Origin of the sequence: Collinsella sp. AF20-14LB (genome assembly GCF_003459505.1) — a bacterium.
Taxonomy (GTDB): Bacteria; Actinomycetota; Coriobacteriia; order Coriobacteriales; family Coriobacteriaceae; genus Collinsella.
The window spans coordinates 53,922-69,839 of the sequence record NZ_QRWD01000006.1 but is presented as its reverse complement, the minus strand read 5'-3'; the positions used below and the strand labels follow the sequence as shown (position 1 = coordinate 69,839).

Here is a 15,918-nt window from a genome sequence, read left to right as displayed (position 1 = left end):
CTATTATCCATAAATGAGACCGAATGTGAAGCCTATTAGGAATGATTTTTAATAAAACAATTTTGGGCATGTGAAGATGTTGATTGATTAACGATTTGCAAGCCATATGCGGACGCCGATGAGTACAATCGGTCGAGCAAATGTTGACCTATCAACAAATGAAGGAGTTTCCTTTATGCATCTAGCCCGTCGTGCCTGGTGCCGAACATATCAGACGGCTTTTCGCATCGCATTGCCGATCCTGCCCTATACCGAACCGCGCATTTTGGAGCATGCCGAGGATGTGCCCGCGGTGCTTCAAAAGCGCTCGATCCAGAAGGTCCTTATCGTGACAGACCCTGGTATTGCTCGTTTGGGACTCACGGCATCACTCGAGCGCGCGCTTACGGCTCAGGGGATTGGTGTTACGGTCTATGCCGAAACGCGTGCGAACCCCACGGTCTCAAACGTGGAGGAAGCGGCGTCCCTGTATCGCGAGAGCGCCTGCCAGGCCATTATCGGCTTTGGTGGCGGTTCGGCCATGGACTGCGCCAAGGGTGTGGGCGCACGCATCGCACAGCCAAATAAGCCCATCAACAAGATGCGTGGCCTGTTGCGCGTCCACCGTCTCCTGCCGCTGCTTATTGCGGTTCCCACTACCGCCGGTACGGGAAGCGAAGTCACACTCGCGGCGGTTATCACCGATGACGAGACGCACTACAAGTACCCCATTAACGACTTTGTGCTTATCCCGCGCTTTGCGGTGCACGACCCCGAGTTTACACGCGGCCTGCCCGCCTCCATTACGGGGCAGACGGGCATGGATGCCCTGACGCATGCCGTCGAGGCCTTTATCGGCCGTAGCACCACGCCCTACACGCGCAAGATGGCGCGTCAGGCGGTCCAGCTCATCCACGACAATTTGCCCGAGGCTTATGAGCATGGCGACGACATGCGCGCTCGTCGCAATATGCTTTCGGCGGCGTATAAAGCGGGTGTTGCATTTACCCGCTCCTATGTCGGATACGTGCATGCCATCGCGCACAGTCTGGGCGGCCGATACGGAATTCCGCACGGTTTGGCCAACGCGATCATCCTGCCGCACATGCTTCGCGCTTATGGTGACGCCGCCGCCCCCAAGCTTGCCGATCTTGCTCGCATGGCCGGTATCGCGCCGGCTAACGCGCAGGACAGTCTTGCGGCCGAGGCCTTTATCGATTGGGTCGACCGCATGAATGCCGCCTTGGGCATTCCCAAATATGTGACGGGCATTCGCCGCTCCGATATTCCGCAAATGGCGGCCCATGCCGATGCCGAGGCCAATCCGCTATACCCCGTTCCACTTTTGATGGACCGTTTGGAGCTCGAGCGTATGTACGAGGTCGTCGCGGGTGGTATGTTTGAGGATGAGAACTAGGAGGGCCCATGAACACCGAGGAAATCGCGCGCATTGTCGGCGAACAGCGCGCCTACTTTAAGACGCGCGCCACGTTTGATGTCGATGCTCGACGTCGCGCCCTCGTGCGCCTGCGCGAGGCGGTGCGGGCACACGAGACCGATATTGCCCATGCGCTCAAGACCGATTTGGGAAAGTCGCATGACGAGGCCTATATGTGTGAGATCGGCACCTCGCTTTCCGAGATTCGTCATCAGATTGCGCATGTGGCTCGATGGAGCCGTCCGCGCCTGCGTCCGTGTGACCTCGCCAACGCCGTGAGTGTGTGCAAAACGCAAGCCGTGCCCTATGGCGTCACGCTCATTATGGCGCCCTGGAACTACCCGTTTTTGCTAACGCTCGAGCCGCTTGCCGGCGCCCTTGCCGCGGGCAATACCGTGGTCATCAAGCCGAGTGCCTATGCTCCGGCATCGAGCGCGGTGCTCAGGCAGATTTGCGAGGAAGCATTTGATCCGCGCCTGGTGACGGTCGTCGAAGGCGGCCGTGCCGAGAATGAGGCGCTGCTCGACGAGAGCTGGGACAAGATTTTCTTTACCGGTAGCGTTCCGGTCGGCAAGTTCGTCATGGAGCGCGCAAGTAAAAACCTGACGCCCGTGACGCTTGAGCTGGGCGGAAAGAGCCCCTGCATTGTGGATGCCACGGCAAACTTAAAAGTCGCGGCACGGCGCATCGCCTTTGGTAAATGGCTCAACGTGGGGCAGACCTGCGTGGCGCCCGACTACCTGCTGGTCGATACGCGCGTACACGATGAGCTGTTGGGCCTCATCAGGGAGGAGACCCGTCGCATGTTTGGCGAGCATCCGCTCGACAACGAGGATTACGGTCATATCGTCAACGCCAAGCATTTTGCGCGCGTGCGCGGGCTGATCGACCCCGACAAGGTTGTGCTGGGAGGCACGGCGCGCGAGTCGTCGCTCAAGATTGAGCCGACGATCCTAGACGGCGTGGCGCCTGAGGACGCCGTGATGCAGGAAGAGATTTTCGGTCCCATCTTGCCGGTGCTGACGTTTGAGAGCCTGGATGAGGCCGAGGCGTTTATTGCAGATCGTCCGACGCCGCTGGCCCTGTATATCTTTAGCCAGGATCGCGCAGTTCAGGAGCGCTTTGTGCGCTACGTGCCCTTTGGCGGCGGCTGCGTTAACGACACGATCATGCACTTGGCTACGAGTCATATGGGCTTCGGCGGCATGGGTGCGAGCGGTATGGGCCAGTACCATGGCCGCGAGAGCTTCGATACGTTTAGCCACAAGAAGAGCATCGTGAACAAGGCAACGTGGCTGGACGTGCCGTTCCGCTACGCCCCTTATGAGAGCTGGAAGCACAAGTTCGTGCGCATATTCGTGCATTAGAAAATGGCAGGTAATACGAACAAATGTTCCTATTACCTGCCATTTACGTTAGACTACTGCTATGGGGTACGGATGGGCCAACTCCCTTTAGAAGGGAATTGGTATGAACGTAAGCGATGTTATTTCGTTACTGGCGTTGTTAATCGCGGCTATCGAACTCGGCCTGTTTATCGGCCGAATGAAATAGCCGCCCCCGCGTAAGCGAAGACGGCCACTTCTCACGATGTAAACGTGCACTGGAGTTGGCAAGACCCGCTGCAACGGGTGCCATCCGTGCCTCTATCTTATCTGCAAGCGCTCTGTCTCGCAAGCGTTGCGGCAAATGGGCGAAAGGTGCGAGCGGGTGAAATTTTGTCCGCACGGGCCCGTAAGCTTCTCAGTAAGGTTAAGTGCCGGTTTATTCGGTCGTTAGAGGAGTTGCCATGTACGAGCCTTCACGTGTTCTTTTGTCGTTTCATATTGCAGGATTTCAGTATGCCGATGGCGCCTTGGTCTTGGGCGATCTTAAAGCGGGCGTTAAACTGACGCTGTGTGCCGAGCGCGATAACCCCCATGATCCCGAGGCGGTTGCGATCTACTACGGCAACACCAAGCTTGGGTATGTTCCGGGAAACGAGGTCGGCCCGCTGTCCTTGATGATGTATTACGGCCACGAGGACGTATTTGAGGCTCGCGTGCAACAGGTTGCTCCCGAGCGCAGCCCGTGGCATCAGGTGCGCGTTGGTCTCTATGTGGTGGATGCTCGCTAATCGGCAATGGAGGCGGTCATGTTTGATGACGATGACCTGTTCGATCTGACGGACGACCCGTTTGAGTGGGATATGCTGATCGACGATGATGAGCTGGAGCAGGACCGGAAGAAGCGGCAGGACAAGAACGCCCAGGGCGACGCTTCGAAAAAGCAAGACAAGCGCCGCCGCGGACTGTTCGGCGGGCTCTTTGGATAACCGCTGCATCGCTGCGTCTGTATACTTAGCACGAGTTGAACACGTTGCGAAATGAGGACAGAGACGATGATGTGGTTTACCGCCGACCTGCACCTGGGCGATACGAATATCTTGCACGATATGGATCGGCCGTTTGATTCGGTCGAGGAGATGAACCGCAAGGTCATCGATGCCGTCAATGAGTGCGTGGCGGCGGACGACCGTCTCTATATCTTGGGAGACTTTACCTATCGTTTGCCCCTGGCGGAGGCGATGCGCCTGCGCGAGCGTATCGAATGTCAGAACGTGACGCTCATCCGTGGTAACCATGACGGCGACTGGGAAGATCCCGACGTACCGCAGATTTGGGAAGACGTGCGCGATTACCTGGAGATTGCTCCCGGCTATGCCAAGGGCCATCGCCTGGTGTTGAGCCATTACCCCATGCTCAGCTGGAATGGCAAGGCGCGCGGCGCCATCATGCTGCACGGGCACATCCACAGCAGGGGAGACCGTACCAATGCACGCAACCGCGATCGCGAGCGCCCTATCTTTCGCTACGATGTCGGTCTCGATGCCAACGAGTGCAAGCCCGTAAGCCGTGACCAGATTCTTAGCTTCTTTGGGTTATAGGGCGCCAGAGCCACCACAAAGGGGGCAGGCACCTTTGTGGTGGTTCTGGCGCCGTTGCCATTATGGCGGCGGCGTCTTTTTTGTCCGTGCGGCGCGGTAGAGTGTAGGCGGTTGAAATATGCGTCCATCGAGGAGCTGCCATGAACGAGATCAAGTGCCCGCATTGCGGAGAAGTTTTTAAGGTCGATGCGTCCGGTTATGCGGATATCGTCAAGCAGGTGCGCGATGCCGAGTTCTCGCGCGACCTGGATGAGCGCGTGAAGGCGGTCCAGCGCGAGGGCGAGCAGGCACTGGAGCTTGAGCGCTCGCGCTCGACGGCTGCTTTGCAAAAGGCAGAGTCTCAGCGCGACGCTCAGCTTGTCGAGCAGAAGAATGCTGCAGCTCAGCAGCTGGCGCAAGAGGTTGCCAAGCGCGACGCTGAGCTTGCCGAGCTGCGCGCCAAGCTCGAAGGCGCTGCCGCAGAGCGCGAGAGTGCAAGTCAGCGCGCGGCGGTTGAGGCCCGTTCCGATGCTCAAAAGGAGAATGCCGAGCTTCAGCGCGAGATCGACAATTTACGTGCGCAGTTGGAGCGCAAAGATGATGAAGCCAGGCTTGCCGAGGCGGCGGCACGCAATGCTGCTCAAAACGACCTGTCCGCGCGCGACGCTCAGATTGCCGAGCTGCAGGCCAGGCTCGCCGCGGCGGACAAGGCCCAGGAGATGGCGCTTGCCGCTGCCGCGGCAGAGTCGCAGCGTGAGCTCGATGCCGCTCGCAGCGAGGCCGAGCGCGCGCTTACTGACTATCGCGCGAAGGTGCAAGAGAAGTTTTCCGCCGCAAGGGCTCAGTCTGAGCAGGAGGCCGAGGGTCTGCGTGCGAAGCTGCGCGAGCAGGAGCTGATGGCAAAAATGAGCCTGTCTGAGGCGGTCGCCGCGGCGGAGCGTGAGCGTGATGAGGCGCGTGCCAAACTGACGAGCGAGCTGGCAGTGCGCGATTCGCGCGAGGAACAGGCCAAGGCGGCACACGAGCTCGAGCTTGCGCAGGCCAAACGTGCGAGCGATGATCTGATTCGCTACAAGGATGAAGAGATCGAGCGCCTTAAGGATATGAAGGTTCGCCTGTCCACCAAGATGGTGGGCGAGTCGCTCGAGCAGCACTGCGAGACCGAGTTCAACCGTCTGCGCATGACGGCGTTTCCCAATGCGTACTTCGAGAAAGATAACGATGCGTCCGAGGGCACCAAGGGCGACTTTATCTTCCGCGAGTGCGACGCGAGCGGCAACGAGGTCATCTCAATTATGTTCGAGATGAAAAACGAGAATGACGAGACCGCGACCAAGCATAAAAACGAGGACTTCTTTAAGAAACTCGATCACGATCGTCGCCAGAAAAGCTGTGAGTACGCGGTGCTCTGCACGCTGCTCGAGCCCGAGAGCGAGCTCTATAACGCGGGAATCGTGGACGTGAGCTATCGCTACGAGAAGATGTATGTGATTCGCCCGCAGTTCTTCATTCCCATCATTACGCTGCTGCGCAATGCCGCCATGGGTTCGCTTCGCTATAAGCAGGAGCTGGCGGAGTACAAGCAGCAGAATATCGATGTCACGAACTTCGAAGCCAAGATGGAGAAGTTCAAGAACGATTTCGGCCGCAACTACGAGATCGCGAGCCGCAAGTTCCAAACGGCAATCGATGAGATCGACAAGACGATTAGCCATCTGCAGAAAACCAAGGAGGCGTTGCTGTCCTCCGAGAACAATCTGCGCCTTGCCAACAAGAAAGCCGACGATCTTACCATTCGCAAGCTCACGTGGGGCAACAAGACCATGAAAGCAGCGTTTGACGAGGCACGCGGGGCTGCGGCAGAGACAAACGATGAGCCAGCCGAGGCGGATTCGTATGAGGTCGAGGATGCCGAGTAGGGGATAGCGTATCGCGCAAAAAGCGGGGCCGCTGGCGATGTTGCCAGCGGCCCCGCTTTGTTTCGTCCCATTGCGCCCGGCTAGTCCTCGAGCAGGTCCTCGATAAAGCCGACACGGTAGTTCTTGAAGATTACCTCGCCGCCGTCTTGCGTGGCGTCCAGATCGACATCGCCCATGATGCCAAAATCGTGGTCGCCATCCTCGTCAGCAAAGATCTGGTGCACGTGCCATACGTGCGCGGTCTTCTCGTCGGACTCGTCGATGGAAAACATCGCGGCGCTGCGGGCATCTCCGTCGGTGAGGATTTCCTCGTGCTGCTCGTGGTAAGCGTCGAGTGCTTTTTGCCAGCGGATCTCGCTCATGCCCCAGTCGTCGTCGAGCTCGCCCAGGTCGCGAACGTGCTCGCGGGCGGCAAGGGTCACGCGGCGGAAGAGCGCGTTGCGCACCAACAGCGTGCAGCCGCGGCGGTCCGCCACGACCTCGTCGATGCCCTGCGGCGGCGCAGCATCGAGGGCTGCCGGGTTGCCGGCGTTCTCCCACTCGTCCACCAGGCTCGAGTCCACCGAGCGCACCACAAAGCCGAGCCACGAGATAATGTCGCGCAGACGCTCGTCGCGCTTCTCGATGGGCACGGTGCGGTCGAGCGAACGGTAGGCCTCTGCCAGGTAACGCAGCAAAATGCCCTCGGAGCGGGCGATGCCGAGCTTTTGAATGTAACCCTTAAAATCGCTCGCGCTTTCCAGCATATCGCGCAGGACGCTTTTAGGAGAGAGCTGGTAGTCGTTTGCCCAGGGCACTTCCTGGCAGTACTTGTCGAAGGCGGCGTCGAGCAAGTCCTCGAGCGGTTTTTCGTAGGTGACATCCTGGATGCGCTCCAGGCGTTCCTCATATTCGACGCCGTCAGCCTTCATTTCGGCCATCGCGCGGTCGCGCGCTGCGCGCTCCTGAGCACGCAGCACCTGCTTGGGATCCTCGAGCGTTGCCTCGACCATCGAGATCAGGTCCATGGTATAGGTCTCGCTCTCGGGATCGAGCAGCTCCAACGCGGCAAGCAAAAACGGCGAGAGCGGCTGGTCGAGCGCAAAGTCCTCGGGCAGGTCGACCGTCAGTGCGTAGTCGATGTCCGGCGCGGCGTCAGCCGGAGCGTTGGGTGCGGGCGGCACCTCGGTGCGCACGACGACGCCGGAATCGATGAGCGTGGCGAAGATCTCGTCGGCACGAACCTCGAGCTTAGCCTTTTCCTCAGGGGTCTGCAGGCTCGTCTCGATGAGGTCGTGTACGCGGGCTCGGGCATCGCCACCCTGCTCGACCACGCTAATCACCATGGAGTGCGTGATGCACAGGCGCGGCTTGAGTGTCTCGGGCTGCGTCTCGATCAGGCGCTCGAACGTCTGCTTGTTCCAGGTGACAAAGCCCTCGGGGGCCTTCTTCTTTTTAATCTTGCGGAGCTTTTTGGGGTCGTCGCCCGCCTTGGCCATAAGCTTGGCATTCTCGATCTCGTGCTCGGGTGCCTCGGCGATGACCATGCCCTCGGTATCGAAGCCCGAGCGGCCGGCACGACCGGCAATCTGATGGAACTCGCGGGCGCGCAGACGACGCATCTTATAGCCATCGAACTTGGTGAGCGCGGTGAGCACCACGGTGTGGATGGGCACGTTGATACCGACGCCGAGCGTATCGGTGCCGCAGATGACGGGTAGCAGGCCCTGCTGCGCCAAGCGCTCGACCAGCAGGCGGTAGCGCGGCAACATGCCAGCATGGTGCACGCCGACGCCGCATCCGAGCAAGCGCTTGAGGATTTTGCCGAAGGCCGTCGAGAAGCTCGTGCCCTTGGCCGCCTCCTTGATGGCCTCGCGCTGCTCCTTGTTGGCAATGCCAAAATTGGCGAGCGACTGTGCCGTCGCAAGTGCGGCATCCTGGCTAAAGTGCACGATATAGAGTGGGGCCTCGTCGCGGCGCATGGCGAGCTCGACCGTGCCCTCGAGGGAGGTCGTCACATAGTCGTAACTCAGCGGAACAGGACGCGGGGCGTCGACGACCAGGTCGCAGGCAGCGCCGGTGTGCTCCTCGAGTGAGGCGGCGATGGCGGTGACATCGCCGAGCGTGGCGCTCATGAGCATAAACTGCGTATGGGGCAGAGTGAGCAGCGGCACCTGCCAGGCCCAGCCGCGGTCGGGGTCTGCAAAGTAGTGGAACTCGTCCATGGCGACGCAGCCAACATCGGCGTCCTCGCCCTCGCGCAGTGCGTCGTTGGCAAGAATCTCGGCCGTGCAGCAGATGACGGGTGCCTTGGTGTTGATATGCGTGTCGCCGGTGATCATGCCGACGTTATCGCGGCCGAGCACCTGCACCAGGTCGAAGAACTTTTCGCTGACCAAGGCCTTGATGGGGGCCGTGTAATAGCAGCGCTTGCCCTGCGCCATGCCCATAAAGAGCATGCCCAGTGCGACGAGCGATTTGCCCGATCCGGTCGGCGTGCCCAGAATGACGTGATCGCCGGCTGCCAGGTCCATGAGGGCCTCTTCCTGGTGGTCCCACAGTTCAATGCCGCGGTCGCTCGTCCATTCAAAGAAGCGCTCGAAGGCCTGGTCGGGCGTGAGCCACGGTTCGGGCTCGCTGCCGTCCTCGGGCTCCCACCAGGTGGGGGAGAGCGCACCGAGCGAGCCGAATTCGGCTTCGGTTCCCGTGCCGCCCGAGAATGAACTGGCGGCTCCGGCACCGGAGACGGTGCTGGCGGCGATATCTGTCGTGGTCTGTGCCATGTGTTTGCTTTCTCTCGCGATTGTCCGCCAACTATTATGGCGTAGCGTCGCATCGATGCGTTCGCAGGCAAGAAAATGCAGGAAATGGGCGTTCTGCCCAGCCGTTTAGTGTAGTCGCTAGCCAAGTGAGTAGACTTTTTGCGATATTGCGAGCACATGACTTTTGCGCAAGGGTTCTACCTGCGGTTTTATGTTTCGCTATGCGGGCTGTGCCTGGCTATTGCAAAAAAAGTCTACTCACTTAGGTTTGAGGGCCGTTCGCTGGCGCCAATTTGCGCTTGTTTGCCGACGCCGCGACCATCAGAAGCCCCTAGGACTCTTGCGGCAGGCGCTTCTTGCCTTTACGGGCGCGGTTTCTAAAGTTCTCGACGGCCTCTTCCATGCCCAGAGGTACATAGGTGAGCTCATCGAGGTTTTCGGGCAGGTAGCAGGCAAGGCTTTGCTCCTGCGCGCGGCCCGCCGCGAGCTGTTCATTGCTGGGCTGCGCGCCGGGTGTGGCGCAAATGCCATAGACGACGGCACCCATCTCGCGCGTGCGGCATTCGTATTCGGTCTCGGGATGCTCGGGATGGTCGCGGCGGACGTCGTCGCTTACCCAAAGCGTGTCGTAGCCGGCCGTGGCAAACTGCCCCAGGGCGTAGTCGCGCAATGGCTTACTGTCGGTTCGCAGTGTGACGGTGGCGCCGGCTGAAAAGAGCGGGCGGTAGAGCATCAGATGGTCGACATGGACGAGTCGTTTTTTGGCGTACTTGGCCTTGGGCTGCGGCGTGGGAAAGTTGATGGTTATGGCGTCGAGCTCGCCTGCGGCAAACAGCCGCGGCAGCGATGCGGCGCCTCGGGGCAGCACAAGCGCATTGGGCAGCTCCTGCTCGCAAATCTTCTGGGCGGCATAGGCAATGCAGATGGGCTCCTGGTCCATGCCGATAAAGAGAGTGTCGGGTTCGCAGTGGGCTCGCTCAACCAGATAGGTGCCTTTGCCGCAGCCCAGATCCAGGTGAAGGCGGGCGAAGGGCTTGCCACCAGCCGGCGTACATGCTTCACGCCAATGTCCGGTATAGCTCTCGGGGCTCGTCTCGATGGCATCGGCGTAGCGCTCCAGGCGCTCTTCGAGCACAAAGTTCTTAGGCGTGCGAACGTGGACGGCTCCCATGAGGCTCCTTGATCATGAGTATGGAACGCATGGCAGCACGTTCCATCAATGGGTTGAAAAGGGTGGGGCATAGCTTGCCCGAAAGTTGCGGTGCGGCTCGGCGGCAAGTCGCCGATGCCTACAGGCGCTTGAGAATCACGTAACGGTTGAGCTCGCCGCTGCGACCGTCGGCATGGAAGCGCTCAAGCTCGCGCACGGGGACCTCGCCGCTCTTGTAGAATGTGCGCACGCCGCGCACCAGGTCGGTGATCTGCTGATCGTCAAAGTGATGGCAATAGCGGTAGGCGTGGCGGTCGTTTTGCCAGCCAATGAGGTGGTCGCCGGCTTCAAACTGCGCGGAATCGTAACTTTCAAACGGCGGGGTGAGCTCGGCGCGGGCTTCGGCGCGAACGGCCTTGCGCGCCATGCGCTCGTCGTTCATAAACTCCCAAAAGCTGATGGCGATGATGCCGCCTGGGCGCGTCTGGCGCACCAGGGCGTCGAGCACGCGTACGCGGTACTCGCATGACGGCACGTGGTGCATAAAGCCAAAGCAGACCGAGATGTCGGCGAGCGGGGCGTCGAAAAGCACGTCGGGTGTCTCGGCGGGGTTGAGCTTCATGAGGGCATCGAGTACGTCGAGTTCCTGGAAGTGCAGGTTGGGAATGCGCAGGGCGTGACCGTGCGCATCGATAGCCAAATCCTGACACGAGTCAACACCATAGAACTCAAACGGGCAACTGGCATCTGCCGAGGGGTTTGCGCCGTCGACGCCCTTGGCGGCAAGTGCGCCGCCGGCGGCAAAGTTCTCGAATCGCATGTTGCCGCAGGCAAGATCGAAGACGCGGACGGGATGCTCGATCGTGGCGACGTCGAGCTGCTCGAGCGCTATGTCCATGGTGCGTACCCAGCCGGGCCACGGTGCCTGGCGCGTATCGGAGAAGGAGGCGGAGTGCTCGCGATAGAACGTATTGTTGAGCTGAATGAGCGATGAGGCGAAATCGCGGTTCACGGCGCGGAACTCCCTCCGTTGGCGGTGCGGAATAAACAGTACGACCATACTACCGTTAACGCCGCAACGGGGACAACCGAGCTGCGGGTCATTGCTTTGTTTGGACACATTTCCGCAGCTCATATGCGCCCGCAACCTCCGGTTGTCAAAAATCTCACTAGAATAGGTGGCATGCTTTTGGCGGTGGCGGATAGATTTTTAACTGTGCAAGGCGCCTTAAGAACAAAAACGGTCCGGCGGCACGGCTGGCATCGCATAGGAGGAACCATGAATGTAGAAACTGCTCAGCGGCTCGCCGACCTTCGCCGCAGCAAGGGCTTTAGCCAAGAAGGATTGGCGCGAAAGCTGGGACTGTCGCGCCAGGCGGTCAGTAAATGGGAGCGCGCGGAGAGCTCGCCTGATACCGAGAACCTGATCTCGCTTGCCAAGCTCTATGGTGTGAGTCGGGACGAGCTACTCAATCCGAGCGACGAGATCGAGGACGATATCGAGTTTGAGAACGAGGACCGTGCTCGCCAGCGCGAGGCCGAGGCGGCCGAGCGCGCCCGTACCCACGAGGCGGCAGCGCGCGCTACCGAGGCGGCAACACAGGCGAGTGATGCTGCGGCCAAGGCGGCGCAAGCTGCAAGTTGGAGCGCACAGGCGGCTAACGCCGCGACGGCGCAAGCGACGAGCGCTGGCGCGGTCAATCCGACTCCAGTGAAAGGTCCGTTCCAGTCGTTTCCGTATTGGGCCGTGTGCTGGCTGCTGTTCTTTTTACTGATGTTCCTGTTTGGTGGTGCCCCCTTTGCCGCACTGATCTTCTTTACGATCCCCATCTATCACTGGGTGGCGCGTGCGCTCGACGGCGATTGGGCGCGCGGGAATATTCAGGTTGGTCCGGCGCCGGTGGCATCCAGGGCTCAGGATGATTCCCCTGCGGTTGATACCGACGTGGCTACCGCGACCCCCGTTGATCCGAGCGCCAAAGAAGGTGATGAATAATGAAACTCTCGCATGAATCGAAGGTGCGTCTGGGCGTTGGCATCGGAGCGTTTGTGCTTATTGTTGGGCTTGTCTTTGGCGCTTCGCGGACATGGATTCATTTTGATGGTCCGTGGGATCTCGGCACTATTGCATCCGGCTTGTCCGGTAGGGACGATGCGGTTGACGCCGATGTTTTGAACGATGGCGGTAAGTATTCCGCTCAGCCTCAGCAGCTTTCGAGCACGACTTTTGATGCCGATGAGTTCCGCTACCTCGATTTCGATATCAATGCGGCTTCGGTGGACGTCAAGGTTGTTGATGGCAACAAGGCTCGCGTTATCGAGCGGGGGCGCGTTGCCGAGGGTATGGATGCCTCCAAGGCCGCGACGCAAAACATCGCATCCGTCGAGGACTCGACGCTCAAGGTTTCCCAGTTTGGAAGTGACGACGGTAAGGCAATCGATCGCTCAGTTACGGTCGAGCTGCCGCGCCGTGTTGCCGAACATCTGAAGGGAGTCAACGCGCACGTGGGCTCGGGCGATCTGCAGATTGCCGGTGTCATCTGTGATGGTTTCGACCTTTTCCTGGGTGCGGGAGATGTAGAGTTTACGGGCAGCGTGACTGATGCGCTCAGCGCTGAGGTCGGTTCGGGCGATGTGACGTTCGAGCTTTACCAGGCCCCCGCGAAGTCGATGGACGTGAGTGTGGGCTCGGGCGATGTGGAGATGACGGTTCCGAACTCGACGGGCTTTAAGGCGAGCCTCACCTTGGGCAGCGGCGACTTCGAGAGCGATTTCCTTCCGCTTGACTACGACGGCGAGACCATTTTGAATCTTGAATTCGATAACGGCGATAAGTCTGCTACGTATCGTTTTGAGGTCGGTTCGGGCGACATGTCGTTTGATCCGGAGTGACATGCGGTTTTCGGAGATCGGTGCATATAGGCATGCTCTTTGATGGAGGCGCCGGGGCCGTGACGGGCTCCGGCGCCTTTGCCTTTACAATGGGGGCATGGAACAGATTATTTTGAACATACTCGAGGCTCTGCGTCGCGGTGAGACCGTGGACGACAAGGCGCTCGTCAAGTTGATACATGCCGAGGCGCGCCGCGAGGGTGCCGACAAACGCGATTTGGCCAAGCGCCGTCTGCTGCCGTTCTACCAGCGGGTGAAGCGTGAGGAGCCGGCTCGTTGGGCTGGGTGGAATGTCGATGCCGAGCTGGAACGTCGACTGCTGCAGGTGCTGCGTATGAAGCCGCGCCGAACGGCCTCGGGCGTGGCGACCATTACCGTCATTACCAAGCCGTGGCCCTGTTCGGGCGATTGCCTGTTTTGCCCCAACGACCTGCGCATGCCCAAGAGCTATCTGCACGCCGAGCCGGCATGCGCCCGTGCGGAGCAAAACTGCTTCGACCCGTATTTGCAGGTGAGCGCTCGTTTGACCGCGCTTTCGCAGATGGGGCATGCGACCGATAAGATCGAGCTCATTGTGCTCGGTGGTACCTGGAGCGACTATCCGCAGGGGTATCAGGCATGGTTTATGTCGGAGCTCTTCCGTGCGCTCAATGAAGACGCCGTGGCGGGCGTGGCGGCTAACCCCATGCTGGCACGTCCGGGCATCAGCCGTGCCGAGGCGGGGCGCCTGCTCGATGACGCTCCCGCCGATGCCCTGCCGCCGGTGGTGGCGGAGCGTCGCGAGCGCTATAGGGCTGCCGGTATTGCGACCGATGAGGCCGAGCTTGCCGCCGGCGTTGCCGGCGTGCAAGGGCGTGTGGATGCTGCCGAGGGTGGCTATAACCGCGCGGTGCGTCGTCTGTACGGCCCCGGCACGCCTTGGGGCGCAGTCGCCGAGTGGCAGACGGCAACGATGGAGGAGCTTGAGCAACAGCAGCGCATCAACGAGACGGCGAAGCATCGCGTGGTGGGACTCGTTATCGAGACGCGCCCCGATGCCGTAACGCCGCAGGCGCTTACGCTTATCCGCCGCCTGGGCTGCACCAAGATTCAGATGGGTATCCAGAGCCTCGACCAGCACCTGCTCGATATCAACGAGCGCCGTATTACGGTGGCACAAATCGAGCGAGCGTTTTCGCTTGCGCGCCTGTTTGGCTTTAAGATTCACGCGCACTTTATGCTCAACTTGCTGGGCGCCACGCCCGAGGGTGACAAGCGCGACTACGAGCGCTTTATGACCGAGGGCGCCTTTATGCCCGACGAGGTCAAGGTCTACCCGTGTGCGCTCATCGAGGGTTCGCGCCTGGTGGGCTGTTACGAGCGTGGCGAGTGGCGCCCCTATACCGAGGAAGAGCTGCTCGACGTACTGGCCGATGACATCGTGGTGACGCCGGCGTTCTGCCGCATCAGCCGCATGATTCGCGACTTTAGCTCCGACGACATTATGGTGGGCAACAAGAAGCCCAACCTGCGTCAGCTCGTTGAGAACCGCCTGGCTGCTCGGGGTGACGGTGCGACGGTGCGTGAGATTCGCTATCGCGAGATCAGCACGGCGGGTGCCGACCTGAACGAGTTGGCCCTTGACGAAGAAGTGACGTACGAGACGCCGGTGACGCACGAGCGCTTTTTGCAGTGGGTGACGCCGCAGGGCAAGATTGCGGGCTTTTTGCGGCTGTCGCTGCCCGATCGCGCATTTGTTGCCGCGCATGCGGACGAGTTGCCGACGACGCCGGACGAGGCGATGATTCGCGAGGTACACGTGTATGGCATGGCGGCGCGCGTGGGGGATCAAGGCCAGGCAGCCCAGCACCATGGATTGGGGCGTTTGCTCGTAGAGCGTGCGTGCGAGATTGCCCGGGATGCGGGTTATGCACGCATCAACGTGATCAGTGCGATCGGCACGCGTGAGTACTATCGCCATTTGGGTTTTTACGACCATGGACTCTATCTGCAAAAGGAGCTCTAGATGAACAAGCCGAGTGTTTCTGCCGGCGTCGTTGCCGGCGTTGCTCTGGGAGCCGCGGCGCTTGGTGCGGCCGCCGTCGCTGTTCGCGCCGCCTGCCTGCAGGTCGCGAGGACCCGCAATGGGTTGGCGCGTGTGAAGCGCGTGCACGATGAGAGCGGTGAGGAAGTCCGCGTGTTGGTGCAAGGCAGCGTCTACCAAAGCGCGACCTACGTTGGCGAGCGTTGGGCAGAGCCCGTCTTTGCGTACTATCGTGCGTTTGACGATGTGTTTGAGGCCGAGGATGCCATGCGCGATGCTTATGGTCATGGCATCGACCGCATGCTTATGCTGGGCGGCGGAGGGTTTGCCTATCCCAAGTTCGCGCTGATGTCGCACGAGAGTTTGCGCATGGACGTCATTGAGTACGACGCCGAGATTACACGTCTGGCGCGTCGTTGGTTCTACCTAGACGAGCTGGAGCACGCGGTGGGCGATCGCCTGCGGGTGATTACCGCTGAGGCTCGCTCGTATCTGGGCGTGACGAGTGTGGGGCATCGTCGCTACGATGCGGTCGTGAGCGATTGCTTTGGCGGTGCCGAGCCCGTGCGCGAGCTGGCGACGATTGAGGCGCTGCGTTTGGTGCGGGGCAGCCTGAACCCCGGCGGTATCTATGCGGCCAATATCGTGAGTGCGAACGAGGGGAGCGATGTGACGTTCCTGCGCGGTTGCGTTGCCACGGCGCTCGAGGTGTTTGCGCATGCCTGGGTGGTTCCCTGCGGCGACGCGGAATTTGGCGGCGAGGAGAACTACCTGCTCATCGCCAGCGACGGCGACTATGTCTTCGCCGAAGCCGTGCCTTTTAACGCCGACTTCCTCGGCACCGTCCTTCACGACAAGTAAGTCTCCCCGT

General features: G+C 60.4%; 13 protein-coding genes. 10 read left to right on the top strand and 3 right to left on the bottom strand.

Annotated features, from left to right (window positions below; translation table 11 throughout):
• Positions 1–175: 175 nt before the first annotated feature.
• From DWX63_RS04435 to DWX63_RS04410, 6 genes are all read left to right on the top strand, one after another.
• Positions 176–1,396, top strand: a complete 1,221-nt coding sequence (locus DWX63_RS04435; protein ID WP_117842927.1) for an iron-containing alcohol dehydrogenase — start codon at positions 176–178, stop codon at positions 1,394–1,396.
• 8 nt (positions 1,397–1,404) lie between these two features.
• Positions 1,405–2,784, top strand: a complete 1,380-nt coding sequence (locus DWX63_RS04430) for an aldehyde dehydrogenase (protein ID WP_117842926.1) — start codon at positions 1,405–1,407, stop codon at positions 2,782–2,784.
• A gap of 422 nt (positions 2,785–3,206) precedes the next feature.
• Entirely contained in the window at positions 3,207–3,533 is a 327-nt protein-coding gene (locus DWX63_RS04425; protein WP_117776063.1) for an HIRAN domain-containing protein, read from the top strand.
• An 18-nt stretch (positions 3,534–3,551) separates the two neighbouring features.
• Complete coding sequence (locus tag DWX63_RS04420; RefSeq protein WP_117655200.1) at positions 3,552–3,731, top strand: hypothetical protein; 180 nt, start codon at positions 3,552–3,554, stop codon at positions 3,729–3,731.
• Positions 3,732–3,797: 66 nt separating this feature from the next.
• Entirely contained in the window at positions 3,798–4,343 is a 546-nt protein-coding gene (locus tag DWX63_RS04415) for a metallophosphoesterase (RefSeq protein WP_233514465.1), read from the top strand.
• 140 nt (positions 4,344–4,483) lie between these two features.
• Positions 4,484–6,241: a DUF2130 domain-containing protein gene (locus tag DWX63_RS04410; RefSeq protein ID WP_117842924.1), complete on the top strand. Its 1,758-nt coding sequence runs from the start codon at positions 4,484–4,486 to the stop codon at positions 6,239–6,241.
• Between the two features lie 80 nt (positions 6,242–6,321).
• On the opposite strand, the gene DWX63_RS04405 is transcribed toward DWX63_RS04410, so the two are convergent.
• The 3 genes from DWX63_RS04405 to DWX63_RS04395 form a co-directional block, all read right to left on the bottom strand.
• The gene (locus tag DWX63_RS04405) at positions 6,322–9,003 is read right to left on the bottom strand and encodes an RNA helicase (protein ID WP_117842923.1); all 2,682 of its coding nucleotides are present in this window, start codon (positions 9,001–9,003) and stop codon (positions 6,322–6,324) included.
• A gap of 310 nt (positions 9,004–9,313) precedes the next feature.
• Entirely contained in the window at positions 9,314–10,153 is an 840-nt protein-coding gene (locus tag DWX63_RS04400) for a tRNA (guanosine(46)-N(7))-methyltransferase TrmB (protein ID WP_117842922.1), read from the bottom strand.
• 118 nt (positions 10,154–10,271) lie between these two features.
• Positions 10,272–11,144 carry a hypothetical protein gene (locus tag DWX63_RS04395; RefSeq protein ID WP_117842921.1) on the bottom strand — a complete coding sequence of 291 codons (873 nt, stop codon included), beginning with the start codon at positions 11,142–11,144 and terminating at the stop codon, positions 10,272–10,274.
• A 267-nt stretch (positions 11,145–11,411) separates the two neighbouring features.
• Here DWX63_RS04395 and DWX63_RS04390 point away from each other — a divergent pair, with 267 nt between their 5' ends.
• From DWX63_RS04390 to DWX63_RS04375, 4 genes are all read left to right on the top strand, one after another.
• On the top strand, positions 11,412–12,128 hold the full coding sequence (locus tag DWX63_RS04390) for a helix-turn-helix domain-containing protein (protein WP_117842920.1): 717 nt from the start codon (positions 11,412–11,414) through the stop codon (positions 12,126–12,128).
• On the top strand, positions 12,128–13,024 hold the full coding sequence (locus DWX63_RS04385) for a DUF4097 family beta strand repeat-containing protein (RefSeq protein WP_117842919.1): 897 nt from the start codon (positions 12,128–12,130) through the stop codon (positions 13,022–13,024). The genes DWX63_RS04390 and DWX63_RS04385 overlap by 1 nt, the downstream gene beginning before the upstream one ends.
• A 97-nt stretch (positions 13,025–13,121) precedes the next feature.
• Positions 13,122–15,029, top strand: a complete 1,908-nt coding sequence (locus DWX63_RS04380; RefSeq protein ID WP_117842918.1) for an elongator complex protein 3 — start codon at positions 13,122–13,124, stop codon at positions 15,027–15,029.
• On the top strand, positions 15,030–15,908 hold the full coding sequence (locus DWX63_RS04375; RefSeq protein WP_117842917.1) for a spermidine synthase: 879 nt from the start codon (positions 15,030–15,032) through the stop codon (positions 15,906–15,908).
• Positions 15,909–15,918 lie beyond the last annotated feature (10 nt).

Excerpts from the sequence above, each read along its gene's own strand:
- DWX63_RS04385 (WP_117842919.1), top strand. The coding sequence starts at position 12,128 with ATGAAACTCTCGCATGAATCGAAGGTGCGTCTGGGCGTTGGCATCGGA.
- DWX63_RS04425 (WP_117776063.1), top strand. The coding sequence starts at position 3,207 with ATGTACGAGCCTTCACGTGTTCTTTTGTCGTTTCATATTGCAGGATTT.
- DWX63_RS04435 (WP_117842927.1), top strand. The coding sequence starts at position 176 with ATGCATCTAGCCCGTCGTGCCTGGTGCCGAACATATCAGACGGCTTTT.
- DWX63_RS04420 (WP_117655200.1), top strand. The coding sequence starts at position 3,552 with ATGTTTGATGACGATGACCTGTTCGATCTGACGGACGACCCGTTTGAG.
- DWX63_RS04410 (WP_117842924.1), top strand. The coding sequence starts at position 4,484 with ATGAACGAGATCAAGTGCCCGCATTGCGGAGAAGTTTTTAAGGTCGAT.
- DWX63_RS04380 (WP_117842918.1), top strand. The coding sequence starts at position 13,122 with ATGGAACAGATTATTTTGAACATACTCGAGGCTCTGCGTCGCGGTGAG.
- DWX63_RS04400 (WP_117842922.1), bottom strand. The coding sequence starts at position 10,153 with ATGGGAGCCGTCCACGTTCGCACGCCTAAGAACTTTGTGCTCGAAGAG.
- DWX63_RS04415 (WP_233514465.1), top strand. The coding sequence starts at position 3,798 with ATGATGTGGTTTACCGCCGACCTGCACCTGGGCGATACGAATATCTTG.
- DWX63_RS04375 (WP_117842917.1), top strand. The coding sequence starts at position 15,030 with ATGAACAAGCCGAGTGTTTCTGCCGGCGTCGTTGCCGGCGTTGCTCTG.
- DWX63_RS04405 (WP_117842923.1), bottom strand. The coding sequence starts at position 9,003 with ATGGCACAGACCACGACAGATATCGCCGCCAGCACCGTCTCCGGTGCC.
- DWX63_RS04390 (WP_117842920.1), top strand. The coding sequence starts at position 11,412 with ATGAATGTAGAAACTGCTCAGCGGCTCGCCGACCTTCGCCGCAGCAAG.
- DWX63_RS04430 (WP_117842926.1), top strand. The coding sequence starts at position 1,405 with ATGAACACCGAGGAAATCGCGCGCATTGTCGGCGAACAGCGCGCCTAC.